This window comes from Bifidobacterium sp. WCA-178-WT-4B, from assembly GCF_009696495.1.
Lineage (GTDB): Bacteria > Actinomycetota > Actinomycetes > Actinomycetales > Bifidobacteriaceae > Bifidobacterium > Bifidobacterium infantis.
The window spans coordinates 166,569-185,546 of the sequence record NZ_VULV01000001.1 but is presented as its reverse complement, the minus strand read 5'-3'; the positions used below and the strand labels follow the sequence as shown (position 1 = coordinate 185,546).

Genomic DNA, 18,978 nt, shown 5'->3' with positions numbered 1-18,978 from the left:
CGATGATCATGCGGATGTGGGGAAGGGGGTCCGCACATCCATGAGATGAACCATGGCCCGGTTGTTCGGCTCTCCGGCCAATATAATGTTTCCCCAACGAAGGAGCGGCATGAATTACCTTGGAGGTCGCGGATGGGGCTTTCCGGGAGTGTCGGTCAGGAGTGGTGGGCAGTTCTGGGAATCGATGTGATTCGCGCTTCCTGGAAGGCCAGACGCCGTCTGCTGATGAGGAGAAAGCTGCTCTCCGTTACGACCATTGTGCTGGTGGTGTTGGGATTGGGGGTGATTGCCATGCCGTCCGTGTTGCAGGCAAGGGCCGCCGCGGCCCAGTCCAGCGTCGTCATGCGTTCGGAGCGTGAAGTCTCCGGCTGGTCGAACCAGCGGACGGAGGGCAAGCTCAAGGAGGCCCGTGCGTACAATCGCGCCCTTGCCGCCCACGGCCAGTACATCTTCGGCGAGACGCGCGACCCATTCACCGATTCCACCGGATCGGTTTCCGACAAGGCATACGAGTCGGAGCTCGATACCGGCGATGGGGTCATGGGCTCGATCGTCATTCCGAAAATCGGCGTGAACCTTCCCATCTACCACGGCACCTCGGAATCCGTTCTCGAACTCGGAGCGGGACACCTGTACGGCAGCAGCTTGCCGGTCGGCGGCGCCGATACGCATACGGTCATCACCGGTCACAGGGGTTTGGTCAAAGCACTGATGTTCACCCGTCTCGACGAATTGAAGCCGGGCGACGTTTTCCGTATCACGGTGATGGGGAAAACCCTCGGATACAGGATCGACCGTATCAGCGTGATCGAACCGTCCGATGTGTCGAAACTCAGAATCGTCACAGGCGAGGATCGCGTCACCTTGATGACGTGCACGCCATATGGCGTGAACACGCACCGGCTGCTCGTCTCCGCCCTGCGTGCCGATATCCCGGCCCAGACGTCCACTTCGATGGGCCATGGGCTGTGTCCCCTGCCTGCCCCCGTGCTGATGATGTATGCCCTTGCCCTGCTGGGCGCGCCCCTGATACTGCAACGCCCGATTGAGGTGTCCCGGCACAGCTCCGGCGTGATGATCGTTCATGCCCATGGAAGGGTCTCGAAATGAGAACGCCGATGAACCGACGGGGAAATCTCCTCGGGGGGGGGGTATCGCATTGGAGCCGCAGACGCGGGGAATAGGCCTCGCGTTCATCCGCATGTCGTAGACGGAGGCGATGCCGCCCCGCCCATTCCGGTCGTTCATACCCATAACGGCGTAAGCATAGGCGCCGACTGGCCTGATCGTCACAGATCATAGCAACAGGATTTCGCGTGTCCCGTATGTCACGGCGCGCGGCCCGTTCGGCCAGCAGACCGGGCGGTTCCATGACAAGAAGGAGAGTTCCATGAGGCTCAAGAACATCACGGCGATGGTGGCTGCCATCGCCACCGCCGCGAGCCTGGGCACCGTCGCCGTGGCCAGCGCCGACGCCCAGACCGTCACCACCGGCGACGCGACCATCACACTCAATGCCCAGACCGCCGGGCAGCTGACCGGTCACACGTTCAAGGCCGTGAAAATCGCGTCCTACGACGTGTACGGCACCGAGCCGAACCAGAGCGTCACCCTCAGGACCGAGGATGACGTGAAGGCGGAAGTCGTCAAGTATCTCACCGCCACGAGCCACTACGCCGAGGCGGACGGCGACCCGCTCGCCTGGGCGCAGCAGCAAGACGCCCCCAAGCTCGACCAGTCCGTCGCGAGCCCGTGGCTCGGAGATGGCACCACCCGCGGCCTTGCCGATGCACTCGCACCCCAAGCGAAGAGCGCCTTCACTCCGGTCATCAACGGCACGACCGCCACATTCACATTGACCAGCCCGGGCCTGTGGCTGATCGTGGACCAGGCCGCGACCGACGCAAGCAGCAGGTCGCTGCCGATTCTCGCCGGCACGCCGCTGACCATCAACGGCAAACAGGTGTCCACCGGCCGGATCGCCATGAAGAACCAGACCGCATCGGTCAGCAAGACCGTCGCCGACCAGACCGTCGCGGCCGGACAGGACGCCTCCTATACGATCACGACCGCGATCCCGAACTACGTGGGGTACAAGGTCCAGGGCTACCAGTTCACCGTGTCCGATACGTTCGACGCGAACGCGCCGCTGTCCTATAAGCCCGGCACCCTGACCGTCAAGGTCGGTGGCCAGGTGCTGACTGCCGACAAGGACTACACGGTCACCGGTTTCGGCGCCACGTCGAAGACCTTCACCATCGACCTGAACAAGTACATCACAGCCAATGGTTTCTTCGGCACTTCGGCGCCCAAGCCCGAGTCCACGTTCACGGACGCCGATCTGGTCGGCAAGACCGTGACCGTCGAATACAAGGCCACCGTGACCGGCAGCACCGGCAACGCCGGCGCGGCCAACAAGCCGGCGATCAAGTACCCGAACGATCCGACCAACAACGAGAACAAGCAGGAGGTCCCGGGCACCCCGGTCAAGGTCTTCAACTTCGACTACACCCTGCTCAAGAAGGATAAGACCACCAACACCACGCTCGAAGGCGCCAAGTTCGCCATCAAGCAGAACAAGGCGGACGGCAAGTACCTCGCCTACACCACCGGTAAGGACGGCAAGGGCGCCTGGAGCGAATTGGCCGCGAAGCCAGAATCCACCGCCACCGGCACCGCCGCCGGCGTGTTCGCCACCGGCCAGGACGGCAAGGTCAGGTTCCCCGCCCTTGACGAAGGCAAGTACACCATCGAGGAGATCGCCGCCCCGGCCGGCTACACCAACGTGGGCGTGTCCTTCAGCTTCGAAATCAAGGCCAACCTCACGGGAACCGGCGCCGCCCAGACCGCAAGCCCGACCTATGCGATCGACGCCGATAGCGCCACCGGCAGCGACAGGTGGGGGCTGGTCTCGAACGGCAACGGCGCCGAAGTGACCGTCGAGAACGTGAAGAGCATCACCCAGCTGCCGCTCACCGGTGGCGCGGGCACCATGCTGTTCACCGTGGTCGCGGTCCTGCTGATCGGTGCCGGCGTGACCGTCGGCGTCAAATCCCGCAAGACGAGCGCCATCGCCTGAATGATGTGACGGACCTTCCCCGATCGCGCCCTGTTCGGGAGATGTTCGTCCGGCGCGAGGTTGGTTCCCATGCATCCATCATGGGAACCCACCTCTATCGCATATGCCGTCGCGTGTGAAGAGAAGCAATGATGACAAGGGAATTCACCGACTCTGAAATCAGATACCTGCGGAGCCTGCGGGCGGTCGATACCGTCACGCCCACCAGAATCATCTACTCATCGGAGTTCAAGAAACGGTTCCTGCGCGAATACCTGAACGGCAAAAGCCCCTCCGCCATCTTCCGTGATGCGGGACTGCCGAACGTGATCGTCGGAAGGAAACGAATCGAACGATGCACGCATCGTTGGATCACCGTCGAACGCGAGAAACGCGCCGCGGCCGCGGGCGTCCCCGCCCCCGATCCCGATTCGGAGAATGTCGACATGCTCCTTGACGAGACCCGGAAACTGGTCGATGATCTCTCCGCCGCACTGTTGCGCGTCGAACGCATCATCGACATGCTCAAGCGCGAACACGACCAAGAGGCGAACCGGCCGGGCGCGAGATGCGCCCGCACCCCCACGAATGACCCCTATCGCAGCGGAAGGCTTTGCGCTAGGCTAGAGCGCGTGACTGAATCCGTGAATACTGAACTCCGCATTGCTGTAATCGGCGCCGGGCCGGCCGGCGTCTATTCCTCCGACATCTTCCTGCGCCAGCTCAAGAAGTTGGGTGAGGGACTCGGCCTTGGCACCGAAGCGCGCATCGACCTGTTCGAGAAGCTGCCCGTGCCGTTCGGCCTGGTGCGTTACGGTGTGGCCCCGGACCACCCGTCCATCAAGTTCATCGCCTCCGCGCTGGAGAAGACGCTCGATAACCCGAACATCCACCTGTACTGCGATGTGGAATTCGGCAAGGACGTGACCCTCGACGAACTGCTGGCCCGCTATGACGCCGTGCTGTTCGCCACCGGCGCGGTCAAGGACAAGCCGCTGAACCTGCCCGGCGCCGATCTCGAAGGCGTGTACGGCGCCGCCAAGTTCGTCGAATGGTACGACGGGTACCCCACCGGTGCCCGCGAATGGCCGCTGACGGCCGAGAACGTCGCCGTGATCGGCGGCGGCAACGTGGCCATGGATGTGGCCCGCGAGCTCATGCGTAACGCCGACGACCTCAAGGCCAAGACCGACATTCCGGACAACGTGTACGAGGGCATCGGCCAGAACAAGGCCAAGGTGCTCCACCTGTTCATCCGCCGTGGCGTGGCCCAGGCCAAGTTCAGCGTGCAGGAACTGCGCGAGATGGAGAAGCTGCCCGGCGTGCAGCTCATCATCAACGAAGGCGACTTCGACTTGGACGACGAGACCATCGAGGTGGCCGGCAAGGACAAGCTCACCCGTCAGATGGTCGAGGAACTGTTCGCCATCCGCGAGATGGCCGAAGACATGGAAGATGACGGCGACGTCGACTTCGAAGGCAATCCGGCCGACCGCAGGTATTACGTGCACTTCAACTCCGCCCCCACCGAGATTCTCGGCGAGGACGGCAAGGTCAAGGCCATCCGCGTGGAACGTACCGAGACCGGCGCCGATGGCAGGATGCACCGCACCGGCGAGTTCACGGACTACCCGGTCGAGGCCGTCTACCATGCCATCGGCTACCGGCCCGCCGAAGCCCCCGGCATCGCCTACGATGCGAAGGGCGCGCACCTCGCCAACGCGAACGGCGACGGTCGCGTCACCACCGAGGCCGACGGCGGCGAGATCCGCGAACGCCTGTATGCCACCGGTTGGGCCAAGCGCGGCCCGGTCGGCCTGATCGGCTCCACCAAGTCCGACGCGCTCGCCATCGTGACCAACATGCTCGAGGATCTGGCCAAGGCCGCTGAAGGTGGCCGTGTGGCAGCCAACCGTGACCCCGAATCCATCGACCGACTGCTGGCCGGGCGCGGCATTCGCCCGATCGACTTCGCCGGCTGGAAGAAGGTCGATGCCTTCGAGCGTGCCGAGGGCGCCAAGGAAGGCCGCGAACACAAGAAGGTCATCGATCCCGAGCAGATGCGCGAGCTCGCCCACGCCTGACGGTTCGCCCACGCCGTCCGGCACCCGTCCGTACCCGCGCCCCGTGTGGGCGCGGCCGGGCGGGCCGGGCGAATATTCGACATTGCGCTTGGCGCATATCCAGCAATCATTCAGCCTGCGACTTTAGTGTGTGCAATATGGATGCCAAAGTACGGGTGCACGGCCACTTCAACGGCCTGAAAACGACGTTGCTCTTTACCCTGATGTGGGCCGTCATCATGCTCATCTGGTGGGCCACGGGCGGCAGCAGGCAGACGTTGGGCGTCTATATCATCATCGGATTGGTCACCACGTTCGGCACCTACTGGTTTTCCGACAAACTCGCCATCGCCTCTATGGGCGCGCGGGAGGTCAGCGAACGGGAAGCCCCCGAAATCTACCAGATCGTGCGCGAACTGAGCGCCAAGGCCGGCAAGCCCATGCCGCGCATCTACATCGCCCCCACCATGAGTCCGAACGCCTTCGCCACCGGACGCAACGAACGGCATGCGGCCGTATGCTGCACCCAAGGAATCCTCCAGATACTCAACGCCCGCGAATTGCGCGGCGTGCTGGGCCATGAACTCATGCACGTGTACAACCGTGACATCCTGACCTCCGCCATCGCCTCCGCCATGGCCACCGTCATCTCCTACCTGGGCTACTCCCTGATGTACTTCGGCGACGACCGGAGCGACGACCGTAACGATTCCGGCGGACTCGGCCTGATTGGTGCGCTGCTGAGCATGATTCTCGCGCCGATCGCCGCCTCCCTGATCCAGATGGCCATCTCCCGCACGCGCGAATACGACGCCGACGAGGACGGCAGCCTGCTGACCGGAGACCCCGAAGCCCTCGCCTCGGCGCTGAACAAGATCTCCTATGGCGCGCAGGCCGAGCCGATGCGCAAGACCGCGGGCACCCAGTCCGTTTCCGCGATGATGATCGCCAATCCGTTCTCCATGGCCGGCTTCTCACGCCTGTTCTCCACGCATCCACCGACCGAGGACCGCATCGCGCGTCTCATGCAGATGGCCAACGAAATGAACGGCACGCCGATCGCTCCGCCCACCTACTCCACACGAACTATTCGCTAAGTGCCTCCTACGTAGGTCTCCATCATTGTTTTTTCGTTGTTCATGGGTGAGCCACGTCTTTGTCGGGCAACTGTAATCGCTGTTTTCTAGCGTGTACTCGCTGATGTCGCTGAACCATGGAAACACGTGAGCGCATGAGCATGAACACAAGGAGAAAACAATGAAAAGACGTTACGCTGTACCTGTGGTGTCAGCTGTGGTTATGGTGCTAGCTAGCGTTCTGGCAGCTCCGTCCGCGCATGCCGAGCAGTCTGCAACATGGGATTTGCCGCGAGATAAGGATGTCGTGGCGCGATTCGGTTTCGGCAGTGATATTCACGTGGGGCGCGACAGCGGCAAATATGGTTCTGCTGTAGACAAGCTCAAGAATGCGTTGAACGCTTACCGCCAATCGGGCGTAGATGCGGTCGGTTTTTCCGGCGATCTTACTGATTCCGGTCAAGTCGGCCAGTACCAGACCTTGATGGATACGTTGAACACCGGCACGGATGATTCCGAACAGGTCATTCTGGCTATGGGCAATCATGAAACACTTGATGCGGGTGTGTCAGATTCGCCGCAACGTTTCAAGAAGTACACCGGGCAAGATATGAACAAACTGGTCGAAGTCAACGGCGTCGATGTCATCACGATGGGACCGCAGAACGAGGATGACGATTATCGGGCGGATTACGATTTCCTGAAGACTACGCTTGACCGCATCACCTCTCGGGCGAACTACGATCCGAACCGCCCGATTTTCGTGCTGACCCATCACGGCGTGCAGAATACCGCCTATGTGACCAACGAATGGTACGGCGAGTACGGTGCCGGTACCGACCACGACCTGGTGAAACTCATGCAACAGTATCCTCAGATCATTCAGGTTTCCGGACACTCCCACGCCACGTTGGAAGACGCGCGCTCAATTGATCAGAGCTTGGGGTACACCAGCATCCAAGACGGTACGATTGGCGCCTATTTCGAGAATGAAAGCGGCAAGGTGGATCCTATTACCGGTACTGCCGCCACTCGGCCGGCCGATTCCGAGCTGGCCTCGCAGGGGTTGTTGGTCGATGTGTATCGGGACGGCACGGTGAAAGTGCATAGGATGAATTTCGCAACCGGCACGTGGATATATCCTGACGAACCATGGACCATTACCGCCGATGGAGCCAAGGCTAACGTGTATGGCAAGAATCGTCCAAGTACCCCGGCCATGTTCCCGGACGGCGCGTCGGTAGGCTTTGACACTGCGAAGACCACCGGGAACAGTGCTGCTGTCACCTTCCCGGCAGCCAAGCCCGCTGACGGCACGAACAACAATATGATTCACTCATATCGCATCACGATGACGCCTAAGAACGGCGGCGAGGCGGTATCCAAATCCGTGTTCAACGATTATTACTATGCCAAGGCTGGGGTCGGGGCTGCTGGAGCCGTGCCGACCCAGAAAAGCAGGTGGTCCGTTACCGTTAAAGGCCTGACGCCGCAGACGGAATACACAGCCACGGTCGAGGCGCTGACCTCGTTTGAAGAGGAGAACGGGGCTGCCGGTGCCGTGATCGCCAGCGGCCAGACAAGTGTGACCACCAATGAGGCCCCTGCTCCCAGCCCGATGTTCGATGTTGATTTTGGCAGTGGCTCGGCCGATGACTACTACGCTCACCAGTCCGTTAAGCAGGGTGGCGTTTCCACAATCGAGGATAACGCCGAGCTCGGCCAGCAAGTGCTGCGTGTGCGTGGCGGAGATGGTGGATACCGGTACACGATGGAAGACGAGGACTACAACGCCATCGCCAACGGATTCACCACGGATGTCGTATTCTCGATTGCGGATGTGCAGAAGGACCAGTGTGTCTTTTCCAATCAGCAAAATGCGGGATTCGGCTTTGAAGTCGAGAACGGCAAACTGGAATTCTGGCTGAATGCCGGGAGTGGCCGAGCCAAGCCAGCAGTGGCTATTCAGCCCGATACTTGGTATCACGCCAGTGCCGTATACGATGGCAACACCGTAACGCTGTATTTGAATGGCGAGAAGGTTGATTCGGCGTCGGCTAAGAGCGGCTTGGTGATTCCGTCCAACGGCGCAAAATACTTCTTCATCGGTGCGGATACCAGCGGCTCTGGCGCTCCGGAATACCAGATGAAGGAAGGGTACGTTGCTCTTGCGCGCATCTCCAGCCAAGTGTTCTCTGACGATGAAGTTGCCGCATCATATACCAACGCGATGGGCGACGGCCCGGCCGCCAAGCAAACGGTGCGCCAGGCCTTGACTGCGGCTAAGCGTGTGGTTGAAGCTGGCCAGGGAAACTATAGCGATGCAACGTGGTCTGCGTTCGCCGATGCCTATACCACGGCGCTGGTGCGGGTCGAAGACTTCCGTGCCGCCCCGGCCGACCTCAGTGCCGCTGCGGTCGCCCTGCGTTCAGCACAGCAGGCATTGCAGGAAACGAATAGCGGAGATGACGGGAATGGCGGCAATGGCGGGGACGGTGGATCAGACGCTGGTGGCCAGGATGCTAATCAGCCAGGCGGTTCGCACGATTCCGATTCCGGCGCGGACAAGTCCTCCGCCAGTCAGGAAGCCAATGCTGCTGACCGTTTGAGCGCAACAGGTGTGAACACGGCTGGATTGTTGGCCGTAACACTGGTACTTGTTGGTGCGGCGCTGACGCTGAAAGTCGTTCGGCGTAGATAGGCCCGGAAAGGCAATTCGGGCATTGTCTAGCTGTGAATAACACCAAAGGCGTGTGGTGGAGCATTGTTCAAGTTCCGGCACACGCCTTTTCCAGGTAGAGAAGTCATGCTAAAGTGACTCTTCGTGCAATACGCCAAGAGTGTTGGCAGCGCACGTGCGGACATAGTTCATCGGTAGAATGAAAGCTTCCCAAGCTTTAGAGGCGGGTTCGACTCCCGTTGTCCGCTCCACTTGTCTCAAATGGTGAGACCATCCAATCATTCCAACGTTTTTTTTAATCTTGTAGACACCTGCTCAATCACTTGGTCTTTTGATGAGATAGTGATTCCTGCGGACATGAGGGGAGGCTTCTAATGCGTGGTCAACAGCGCGCCACTAGGGTTTTGTTTGTTGCGCAGGGACTGAGTCTCGCTGCGATGAGCGTTGACTTAACGGTCACTGCGCTCGTGGGCAGTGAGCTGGCCCCGTTCGCGTGGATGGCGACGATACCGATCGCCTTGATTGCGTTGGGGACGGTGTTCGCCAATACCTTCGTCAATCGCCTCATCGCCCGCATCGGGCACAAGCATGTGTTCGAGGCTGGGGCGGTCATCGCCATATGCGGCGGAATCAGCTCGTTCTGCGCGGTATGGTTCCACAATTTCCCGCTTCTGTGCGTCGGCACGTTCGCGGTCGGCATCTATCAGGCGGCCTCCAACTACTACCGTTACGCGGCGGCCGATCTCAACACCGATAAAAAGGACCGGGCCGTGTCCGTGGTGCTGTCGGCAGGCGTCATCGCCGCGATTGTCGGCCCGTTGCTGGCGACGTGGGCCGAGGGACTGTTCCCCGTCCACTACGCAGGCTCCTATCTCATCGTAAGCGTCCTCGGCATACTCGCTCTGGTGACGGTGGCGATGTTCCCGGCAGACCAGCAGATCGGAGGCACGCGGCAGCCCGTTGGTTCGGCGCAGAAGGTCGGCCTGCTTGAGCTTCTGCGCCGCCCGCGCTTTCTGCTCGGCATCGCCCTGGGATTCACCGTGTGCTGCGCCATGACCATGATCATGGCCGGCGCCCCGCTGGTGATGGAACATGTGCTGCACGAATCCGACGGCACGCGCATGCAGGCCATGCAACTGCACATGCTCGGCATGTACCTGCCCATGGCATTGATTCCACTGCTCAACTCCAAGAAACGCTCTCACACGGTCTTTGTATCTCTTGCTCTAGGGCTAGGTCTTGTCAGCTGTCTGTTGGGTCTAGGTCAGAACGCTCCGCTCGTCGCGATGGCATTGCTGGGCATCGCCGTCGCCTGGGCACTCGGCTACAACGAGGGCACGGTGTTGCTGGTGAGCTCGTATTCCGCCGACGAAGTGGCGTCGGCCAGAGGCAAGGGCGAGTTCTTCCTCGTATGCGGACAGGTCATCGGCAGTCTGTTGGCCGGCTCCGTCATCGAATTCCTCGGATGGCGGACCATGCTGGCGATCCTGACGCTGCTGTTTGTGCTGACATCCGGTATCGCCATCAACAGTCGAAAGGCTATCGCCTAGCTTTAAATCGAAGAACCAATAGGAATCGGCGAAAGGTCTTGGAACGGGAATTCCAAGACCTTTCGCCGACTTTGCTTCTCAGTAGCTTGTATTCTTGCGATGATCAGCGGCTTTTCGGCATCGGCCAGGTAGGGTTCGACTCCCGTCGTCCGCTCCACTCGCTTCAACGCTGAGGCTGCAAAACCTAATCATTCCAATGATTCTCAATTATGTAGGCACTTGCTCGATCACACGATTTTTGCCGAATTGTTGTCATCGTGTTGTCACGAGAGCGCTTGACTGTTCAGGTTGGATGATTTCTCTTGGTAACCTATTTTTTGAATGGTTATGAGTAATTCTGGGATCTAAGAGAATTCGTGTCGCGAGACATCATCGCATTATCATCTGGTATGGTAAACGATTTTGGCCTAGGCAGGAAAGGAGTGCATTATGGCTGAAATAACCGTTTATCCAGCCACGCTCCGTTGGGCCGTTAAAACAAGTAATGCTGATCCTGCTGCTGTGGCTGCCAGACGAGGTTTGGCAGATTTTCCGGAATGGCTGAGTTCTAGTGAACCGCTTCGTCTCTCCTTCAGTAAGCTGTCGGATATAGGGAAGGCGCTGCAAATGCCATTCGGCAGTCTTGTGCGCTCCTCCGTTCCTGAGCAGCATGAGGATGAGTTGGTTCAGTACCGTACCATTAAGAATCACGGAGTCGAGCCGAGTAGAGATTTGCGAGACGTGATCCGTCTAATGCGTAACCGTCAAGATTGGGCTAAAGATGAGCTCTCTGCACGGGGGCTTGATGAGAACCAGCTTGTCGGCAGCGTTGCTTCTGACATATCCGCTGAAGAGCTTGGGAAGGCGATTCGTGAGAAACTTCAGCTGGATGATGCATGGTATGCGCGCAAAACTGTGGAGGAGCAGTTCCGATACATTAGGCAGCGAGCCAGCGAAAATGGTCTGATTGTGATGGTTGATTCCAAAGTGGGGACTTCTCACAGGCGCTTAAGCGTACAGGAATTTCGTGCATTTGTTCTCTTGGACCCGACGGCCCCATTGATTTTTATCAATCGCAATGATTCCTATTCTGCGATGCTTTTTTCGTTGCTTCATGAGATTGGTCATGTCCTGCTCGGAAGTAACGAAATCTTTAATGATGATTTTGCAATGGGTGAAACGCGGGTTGAGAGGCTTATTAACCGGGCTGTCGTTCAATCTGTCGTGGATAATCAAGATTTTTGTAGCTACTGGAAAGAGTCCAGCCGCAGAAGTAACGATATATTGATGATTGCTAATGAATGTGCGAGGCGCTATGGCCTTAGTGCGTTAGCGCTCACCATTCATGCCAGGTACTTGGGGCTGGCTGCTGATGAAGATGTGCAGACTGTGTCTGAAGAGATGCGGGAGCGTCTTAGTAAAACACGCAGTAGTGATGCAAAAGGCGGCAATCAGAACAACACGAATGCATTCCATCTAGATAGCGGTTTCGTTGGATTAGTGAAGAGCAGCATTGACCGTGGTTCTCTGAGTTACTCTGATGGTTTTTCTTTGCTGGGTGTGAAATCCATCCAGGCTTATGATGGCCTACTCCAGGTGAAGGGGATGGCGAATGAGTGATTTATTTTTGCTTGATTCAGATATTTTTATTAGCTCATTTCGTACCCATCATCCTTTTTCATATAAAGAATTTCATTCTTTCTGGCGTTGGCTAGAGAAATTGGCTTCTGAGGGGAAGGTGCTTCTACTTGATTCCGTTTATAAGGAAATAACGCATAAGAATAGTAAAGGCCAAATCGATGAATTAGGGCAGTGGGCTGAAGCTATTTTTAGTGAACGCCAAATTAGTCATAAGACCGATGAGATTGGTGCGGCTTATGCCCAGGTGCAAGATTATTTGGCTACATGTGGCTGTTATCGTTCTGCCTCGTATGCGCAGTGGGAGCCTGAAGATAAAGCCGATCCTTGGCTCATTGCTGCTGCCAAAGTCCTTCATGCCGCCGTCGTGACAAATGAGCAGGCGGTAAAGCCGACGCGTAATCAGCCTTTAAAAAGGGAGCCCAAAATTCCCGATGTGGCTGAAGCTTTGGGCGTGCATACCATGGGTTTGCGTGAATTTTATGACGCAAGTGGCGGTCTCACCCATAGTGCTTATCCGATACAACCGGCATTCTAGTTAAGGTCTGATTGACTTACATAGTTCCTGCGGTTGCGATCTTGTTGCTGATAGATGTTGCCACGTCGTCAAGATCGGTGTCGAATAGGTCTGCATAAGTATCCAGCGTCATGGCCGCGTTCTGATGACCCAACATACGTTGTACGGCCTTGACATTGGCTCCGGAGCTGATGGCGATAGATGCCGCTGTGTGGCGAAGGTCATGGCAGGTTAGCATGGGAACGCCGGAATCGCGCAATGCTCTTGAGTGCCAACCGTGGTTTTCGCGGATTGCTCGCGCAGGTGGCCGCCAGAAGGTGAGGTGAACACCAAATCCTCGGCATCCTTACCTTCGCATTGCTTTTTTGAGGGCCTCCATTACTTGCTTTGGAACGGGAACGTCCCGTATCTCCCATGTTTTCGGAGCTCCCTCAAAATGTTTTCTGCCAGAACGCACCCAACTTAGGCGCACCTTAAGTCGGTTGTTCTGGACATCCACATGCTTGACGCGCAATGCAGCCGCCTCGCCCCATCAGAGGCCGCAGAAGCCCAGCGTCAAGATTAAGCCCGGTAATTGCCGGATGCATTGGCAAGACTAACGTCGGTAATGGGAGTGGTAGCATCGGCAAACCCGGCTGCTCTTCGGAATCGTAGCAGGGCAAACCCAATCAGCGGCACGTCAATGCCGATAAATCGGGCAACCTACCGAATACCGGTGTTTCGGTGGTAGGTGTGCTATCGGTGATGGCGTTACTGTCCACTGCTGCCGTCGCCATCGGTCGTAAGGCGTCATTCCATGAACGCAACTAGCATTCGATTGGCTCGAGGGTAGGAGCATTCCGTACACAACGAGCAGGCTGTGCTTTGCAGGCGCGTCTGCCCGTTTTTCCATCGGCGGAGGTGTTGCCACATATTCGATATTCGCACTGATCCGTATCATAATGACTAATCGGTGAGGTAGGCACGGCTCATCGCGGCGTATGTCGGGTGCAGATAGATTACAAGTGAGGCGAAGAAGAAGGTCGCGGATGACGATGTTCGGTCCGTCGCCGGACGTCGCGTGCGTCGGCGTCACGCACGACGATGGCACCGTGTTCGCCCGCGCGCCCGATCGCGCGATGAGCCGACCATGGCCATGTACTTCTGATTCGTGCTCCAGCCGTCGGCGGGGAGGTGACGAGAACCGTAACGGCATGATCCGCCGGTACCTGTCCAGACGCTGCGAGATCAGGATGGACGTGGCGAAGAAAATCAGGGAGATTGTTGACGAGACCGACAGCCGTCCCATGCGCGTGCCGAACTACCTGACACCCAATGAGGCGTTCGTCGACGAATTGCTGGAATTACAGGACCAATAGAGGCGTTGCAGTTCTAAACAGACAACGAGGATGACGCAACTTGTACAAACCTGTGTTATCCTGTATACAGTTGTTCAATGTCAATGCCGATTGTATCAGCGTTGTTCTGGAGGTCGAAGATGACTGCTTACACCCGGACGGAACATCTGCGGCACGAGCTCGCCTCGCAGATTAGGAATGGCACACTCAAGCCAGGGAACAGAATCATGTCCGAAACGCGCCTGGCCGAGGAGTACCAGGTCTCCCGCGGCACTGTGCGCAGGGCCTTGGAACAATTGAAGAAGGCGGAACTAATCGAAACCCGTATGGGATCGGGCAGTTATGTGGCGTTCAATGGCGGTAGCATGAGCGGGCCGGACGGATGGACTTCGGCCTCGTTGCGTTCAGGAGCGCCGACTACAACAGAACTGCTGTCCATCGCGTTGGTTGATCGTCCTTCGTCGCTGGAAGGGGAGAGTGAGTGTGAACGCTTCTATAAAATTGCCCGCCGTCGGCTTTTCAGGTCGGCACCGGTCTCGTACGAGGTCTCATACTTACCTGCCATCCCGGCGTTATGTGGAGTAATCGAACGTGCGGGGGGTCTTATCGACGGTTCCATTTTGAAAACCATGGAACAGGCCGGGCTTCGGACAGCCTCCGGATATATGAACGTATCCGCCGATAGGCTCGGCCCGATTGCCGAAACGCTGGAAAAGACCCCGGGAACGGTGTTTCTGTTGTCCGAACGGCACAACTTCGGAGATGACGGCGCGCTGGTCGAATACGTGCGTTCGTTCCTCGATCCGGGCCACTTCACGCTGCATGTCACCACAGGAGAAACTGGAGGAAACCATGGTGATCGATGAACATCTGACCGAACGTGCCCGTGGCGCAATGATAGGTCTCGCCGTCGGCGACGCGCTTGGGATGCCTACCCAAAGTATGTCAGCCACGCAAATCGTCGAATATTACGGCGGTCTAATCCATTCGCTGATGGACGCTGTGCCGCAGCAGCCAATCGCGCCGAATATGCCGGCTGGGTCGGTGACCGACGATACGGAACAGGCATTCGTACTGGCCAATCGCCTTATCGAGGATGACGGTCGAATCGACAACGACGCGTACGCCCAAGATCTCCTGCGCTGGGAGATGAAAATGAAGGCGCGGGGCTCGCTCGATTTACTTGGCCCGTCCACCAGAGCCGCGTTGCAAGCACTGACGGATGGCGTCGAACCGGAACATACTGGTCGATTCGGCACCACGAACGGTGGCGCTATGCGCGCCACCCCAGTAGGCATAGCTTTTAGACCGGGGAAGGCTTTGGCCGAGGAAGCCTGGCGATCTTGCGTGGTGACTCACAACACGGTCCAGGGCATCGAATCGACCATGCTTGTATCCGCCGCCGTGAGCTTCGCAGTTGAAGGGAGACGTGATTTCCTTCAGAAGGCGTTGGAGTTCGTGGAATCGCAGCCGCCGCGCGGCAACTGGTCGGCCAAAGCGTCCGTCGTGGCTCGCGTGAAGATGTTCATGGAACGGGTCATCAGCGAAGGCGTCACCATATCCGATGATGACTTCGCCGTCATCCTCCGGCGCGACTGTGGCACCAGCGTGGAGGCCAACGAATCCGTAGCTGCGGCGTTCGCCATCGCAACCCGTTTCTTCGACAGACCCACCGAGGCACTGTGCTTTGCGGCCTCCCTCGGCGGCGACACAGACACCATCGCCGCGATTACGGGCGCGATGCTCGGTGCGTGGCATGGGGTGGATGGTTTCGACCAAGCTATTGTCGGCCAGGTGCTACGCCGGCTCAAGGACGACAACCGGCTTGACGTGAGCCGAACGGTGGCGGGACTACTCGCCTTGAGGGAACGGGAAGGCTGAACCATGGGACGTGGAGCCGTTATCTCGCTGGGGCAGGTGATTGTCGATCTGACCATGAGCGTCGGTAAAATCCCCCAACCAGGCGAGGATGTGTTCGCCGACAAGGTCGGAATCTGCGTCGGAGCGAGTTACAATACCTTGCATGCGGTACGTCAGATGGGCGTCGCAGCATGCCACGCCGGCGTCCTTGGCATTGGTCCTTGGGCGGACATGATTCGTGAAGTCTTCAAAAATGAAGGAATTCGTCACATCGGTTCCGATGATGTGGACAGGGATTCCGGATTCTGCGTAGCACTGACCGACGCCGCAGCCGAACGAACCTTCATCTCGACGCGCGGTGCCGAAGCCTACGGCGACGAAGACACCTTCCATAACATCGATCCGTCTGACGGTGATGTCTTACATATCAGTGGATACACCTTCGCGCATCATACTGGTGAAGGATTACGGGCTTTCATACGGCGGACCTCGGTAGGACGGAACTTCACTGCGTTGTTCGACCCGTCGCCGGTGGTGGCTCATATCAACGACGAGACGTTTGACGAAGTGGTCAGATACCGTCCGATTTGGTCATGCAATGAACGGGAGGCGGCTATTGTCGCGAAGCGTCTGGGATTGCCGGGCGACCGGTTCACGTCCCGTGCCCTAATCGAACAGATGGCGCGGTTGCTGGACTCCACGTTGATCGTCCGTATCGGCAGGGGCGGCGCATGGCTGGCTCGGCCGGACATGGATGCTGAACTCGTTCCAGGATGCCCGGTCCATGCCATCGACACCAATGGTGCTGGTGACTGCCACGCTGGTGTACTGTGTGCCGAACTGAGCTGTGGAATAGTGCTCCATGAGGCGGTCAGAACTGCAAATGCGGCGGCCTCCATTGCAGTGACACGACGGGGGCCGGCCACATGCCCTACAAGAAAGGAGGTGAGGGAAATGCTCTCGTCATGAGAGCGTTTGGTCAGTTTGACCATAAGATGATGTGCCCGCACGGTGTGAGAGCATGAGGGAAGGACGTTCTCACCGGTCTGGGCGCTTTCTGCAAAGTGCAACGAAGCAAAGGAGACCTTACGAAATGAGTAAGGATAGAGGAGCCCTCACTGTCGAGGAGCAGGGCATTGACACAATTTCCGAAGACGAGCGCAAAGGCACACCGGGCAGCTTGTTCTGGCCTTGGTTCGCGGCGAACATCTCCATGTTTGCCATGTCATACGGCGCATGGGCTCTGGGATTCGGTATCTCCCTCTGGCAGGCCACCATCATGGCCATCATCGGCGTGGTCGTATCATTCCTGCTGGTAGGCGTTATATCCATAGCGGGCAAGCGCGGCAACGCGCCGACCATGGTGCTTACCCGTGCCACCTTCGGAGTGGAAGGTGCCAAAGTGCCGGCTGCGTTGAGCTGGATTGCTACACTGGGCTGGGAAATTTCCCTGACCACCACTGCGGTGCTTGCTCTGTCTTCCACCATCACCAAACTCGGCTGGGGTTCTGGTGACGCGCCGAAGCTCATCTCCGCCATCGTGGTGGTCGGTCTGGTGGTGGTCGCCGGCATCTTCGGCTATGACTTGATCATGCACTGCCAGCAGGTCATCACTATCGTGACCGGTGTGATCACCGTCGGATTCTTCATCCTCGGCTGGGGACACATTGACTTCGCAGCCATCGGACGGATTCCGTCTGGCAGCCTGCCGGCCATGCTCGGCTGCTGCTTCTTCGTCATGACTGGCTTTGGCTTGGGGTGGGTGAACATCGCGGCAGACTATTCGCGCTATCTGCCGCGCAAGGCGTCTAATGGTGGCATCGTCTTCTGGACTACGTTCGGCGCATCCATCGCCAATGTGTTCCTCATCTTCTACGGTCTGCTGCTGGCTGGGTCGAACGCCAAACTCGCTGAAAACGTCGGCAACGACCCGATTGGGGCCATGGCGTCCATTCTGCCCACTTGGTACCTCATCCCATACACCCTTGTGGCTGTGCTGGGCCTCATGTCCGGATCTATCATGGACAACTACTCCAATGGATTGGCACTCCTGAGCTTTGGCGTCAAACTACCCCGTACGGCGGCCGCTGGGCTGACCGCCGCGCTCACCGTGGCGGGCGTGGTCTACGTGACCTTCTTCTCCGATACCTTTATTGGCCCGTTCCAAGGTTTCCTAACCACCCTAGGTGTGCCCATGGCCGTGTGGGCAGGCATGTTTGTGGCCGATGTGATTCTTCGCAAGAAGGACTACAGCACTCCCGACCTGTATGATCCGAACGGTCGCTACGGCAAGTGGAACGTTAAGTCGTTCATCATCCTCGCCGTCGGTACCATCCTCGGTTGGGGCCTCGTGATTAACACCGCCGCAGATTGGTTGACCTGGCAAGGTTATCTTCTCTTCCTGATCGGAGGCAAGGATGGCAGCTGGGCTTCAGCTAACCTTGGCGTAATCGTAGCGCTGCTGGTTGGTCTGCTCGGTGCATTGATCTTCCAGCGTGAGGACATCGCCAAGCAGGAGGCGGACCTATCAGAGTTTGAAACGACTCTGTCTGAAGCCAACTGACAAGCGGCGTAACTGTAGGAAAGGAGCGCATGATGATCGCAGAAGACGAGTGGCTGGTTGTCATCGACCGCCAGAAAGTATTTGCCGAAAGTAAATGGTCCACTTGGGCCTGTGCTGGAGGGAGCTACTACAGTACCGACGAACCGTTCGGAAGACTGGCCAAGGCGTTTGGCGACCGCGTGGTCTACACTCGCTACATCGCGCCGATTCCGCCAAAGGGCGCCTGGGTTGACTACTTCAAGAACTGGCCGCAATTCCTGGTACCGCCGGACGATCCGATGTACGACTTCACCGATGAGACCGCGGCGCTCGCTGAAGGACACCAAGTGGTGGACCGCACCACATTCGGCAAGTGGGGTTCGCAGTTGATTGGAGCAATCGGCGGAGCTAAGAAGATCACGGTCTGCGGCGTGGCCACTGACTGCTGTGTGCTCACCACCGTGCTCGCCGCCGCCGATAGTGGTGTGGCAGTACGCGTGCCAGCTGATGCCTGTGCCGGCAGCACTCCGGAGAACCAGGAGTTGGCACTCAACACAATGCGCTTGTTCGAGCCACTGGTCACGGTGACCGATACTGAATCAATTCTGGCATAGCAGCATTCGACACGCATTCACGGGCGAATGGGCCTTGCGTTGTTCCTCGAACCAACATATTGCG

15 protein-coding genes, 1 tRNA gene and 1 pseudogene are annotated in these 18,978 nt (G+C 58.4%); 16 read left to right on the top strand and 1 reads right to left on the bottom strand.

Going from position 1 to position 18,978, the window contains the following annotated elements; translation table 11 throughout:
* The first annotated feature begins 189 nt into the window (after positions 1-189).
* The 10 genes and pseudogenes from FYJ31_RS00835 to FYJ31_RS00795 all read left to right on the top strand — a co-directional run bounded on the left by FYJ31_RS00835 (position 190) and on the right by FYJ31_RS00795 (position 12,582).
* Positions 190-1,110 carry a class C sortase gene (locus FYJ31_RS00835; protein WP_406797998.1) on the top strand — a complete coding sequence of 307 codons (921 nt, stop codon included), beginning with the start codon at positions 190-192 and terminating at the stop codon, positions 1,108-1,110.
* A 280-nt stretch (positions 1,111-1,390) separates the two neighbouring features.
* Positions 1,391-3,079: a SpaH/EbpB family LPXTG-anchored major pilin gene (locus FYJ31_RS00830; protein WP_154535720.1), complete on the top strand. Its 1,689-nt coding sequence runs from the start codon at positions 1,391-1,393 to the stop codon at positions 3,077-3,079.
* A 128-nt stretch (positions 3,080-3,207) separates the two neighbouring features.
* Positions 3,208-3,399: pseudogene (locus FYJ31_RS13145) on the top strand (HTH domain-containing protein); the annotation flags it as partial.
* Positions 3,400-3,690: 291 nt separating this feature from the next.
* On the top strand, positions 3,691-5,142 hold the full coding sequence (locus tag FYJ31_RS00825; protein ID WP_326831158.1) for an FAD-dependent oxidoreductase: 1,452 nt from the start codon (positions 3,691-3,693) through the stop codon (positions 5,140-5,142).
* A 137-nt stretch (positions 5,143-5,279) separates the two neighbouring features.
* The gene (gene htpX / locus FYJ31_RS00820; RefSeq protein WP_154535719.1) at positions 5,280-6,218 is read left to right on the top strand and encodes a zinc metalloprotease HtpX; all 939 of its coding nucleotides are present in this window, start codon (positions 5,280-5,282) and stop codon (positions 6,216-6,218) included.
* A 160-nt stretch (positions 6,219-6,378) separates the two neighbouring features.
* The gene (locus tag FYJ31_RS00815) at positions 6,379-8,898 is read left to right on the top strand and encodes a LamG-like jellyroll fold domain-containing protein (protein WP_154535718.1); all 2,520 of its coding nucleotides are present in this window, start codon (positions 6,379-6,381) and stop codon (positions 8,896-8,898) included.
* A 156-nt stretch (positions 8,899-9,054) separates the two neighbouring features.
* A tRNA-Gly gene (locus tag FYJ31_RS00810) sits at positions 9,055-9,128 on the top strand.
* A 186-nt stretch (positions 9,129-9,314) separates the two neighbouring features.
* The gene (locus FYJ31_RS00805; protein WP_229773804.1) at positions 9,315-10,427 is read left to right on the top strand and encodes an MFS transporter; all 1,113 of its coding nucleotides are present in this window, start codon (positions 9,315-9,317) and stop codon (positions 10,425-10,427) included.
* Positions 10,428-10,856: 429 nt separating this feature from the next.
* Entirely contained in the window at positions 10,857-12,026 is a 1,170-nt protein-coding gene (locus FYJ31_RS00800; RefSeq protein ID WP_032745044.1) for an ImmA/IrrE family metallo-endopeptidase, read from the top strand.
* Positions 12,019-12,582 (top strand): DUF4411 family protein, encoded by a 564-nt coding sequence (locus tag FYJ31_RS00795; RefSeq protein WP_154535716.1) that lies wholly within the window; start codon positions 12,019-12,021, stop codon positions 12,580-12,582. Before FYJ31_RS00800 ends, FYJ31_RS00795 begins: the two co-directional genes overlap by 8 nt.
* Before the next feature lie 16 nt (positions 12,583-12,598).
* Here the strand turns inward: FYJ31_RS00795 and FYJ31_RS12635 are convergent, their stop codons facing one another.
* Positions 12,599-12,799, bottom strand: a complete 201-nt coding sequence (locus tag FYJ31_RS12635) for a tyrosine-type recombinase/integrase (RefSeq protein ID WP_229773812.1) — start codon at positions 12,797-12,799, stop codon at positions 12,599-12,601.
* Positions 12,800-13,589: 790 nt separating this feature from the next.
* Between FYJ31_RS12635 and FYJ31_RS00785 the strand changes: the two genes are divergently transcribed.
* The 6 genes from FYJ31_RS00785 to FYJ31_RS00760 all read left to right on the top strand — a co-directional run bounded on the left by FYJ31_RS00785 (position 13,590) and on the right by FYJ31_RS00760 (position 18,914).
* Complete coding sequence (locus FYJ31_RS00785; protein WP_229773803.1) at positions 13,590-13,919, top strand: hypothetical protein; 330 nt, start codon at positions 13,590-13,592, stop codon at positions 13,917-13,919.
* 119 nt (positions 13,920-14,038) lie between these two features.
* Positions 14,039-14,764 carry a GntR family transcriptional regulator gene (locus FYJ31_RS00780; protein ID WP_032745042.1) on the top strand — a complete coding sequence of 242 codons (726 nt, stop codon included), beginning with the start codon at positions 14,039-14,041 and terminating at the stop codon, positions 14,762-14,764.
* A complete protein-coding gene (locus FYJ31_RS00775) occupies positions 14,751-15,779 on the top strand; it encodes an ADP-ribosylglycohydrolase family protein (RefSeq protein ID WP_154535715.1) in 1,029 nt (342 codons plus the stop codon). Before FYJ31_RS00780 ends, FYJ31_RS00775 begins: the two co-directional genes overlap by 14 nt.
* A gap of 3 nt (positions 15,780-15,782) precedes the next feature.
* Positions 15,783-16,727, top strand: a complete 945-nt coding sequence (locus tag FYJ31_RS00770; protein WP_154535714.1) for a PfkB family carbohydrate kinase — start codon at positions 15,783-15,785, stop codon at positions 16,725-16,727.
* A gap of 124 nt (positions 16,728-16,851) precedes the next feature.
* Entirely contained in the window at positions 16,852-18,321 is a 1,470-nt protein-coding gene (locus tag FYJ31_RS00765; protein ID WP_032745036.1) for a purine-cytosine permease family protein, read from the top strand.
* Between the two features lie 32 nt (positions 18,322-18,353).
* Positions 18,354-18,914: a cysteine hydrolase gene (locus tag FYJ31_RS00760; RefSeq protein ID WP_060621539.1), complete on the top strand. Its 561-nt coding sequence runs from the start codon at positions 18,354-18,356 to the stop codon at positions 18,912-18,914.
* Positions 18,915-18,978: the final 64 nt, after the last annotated feature.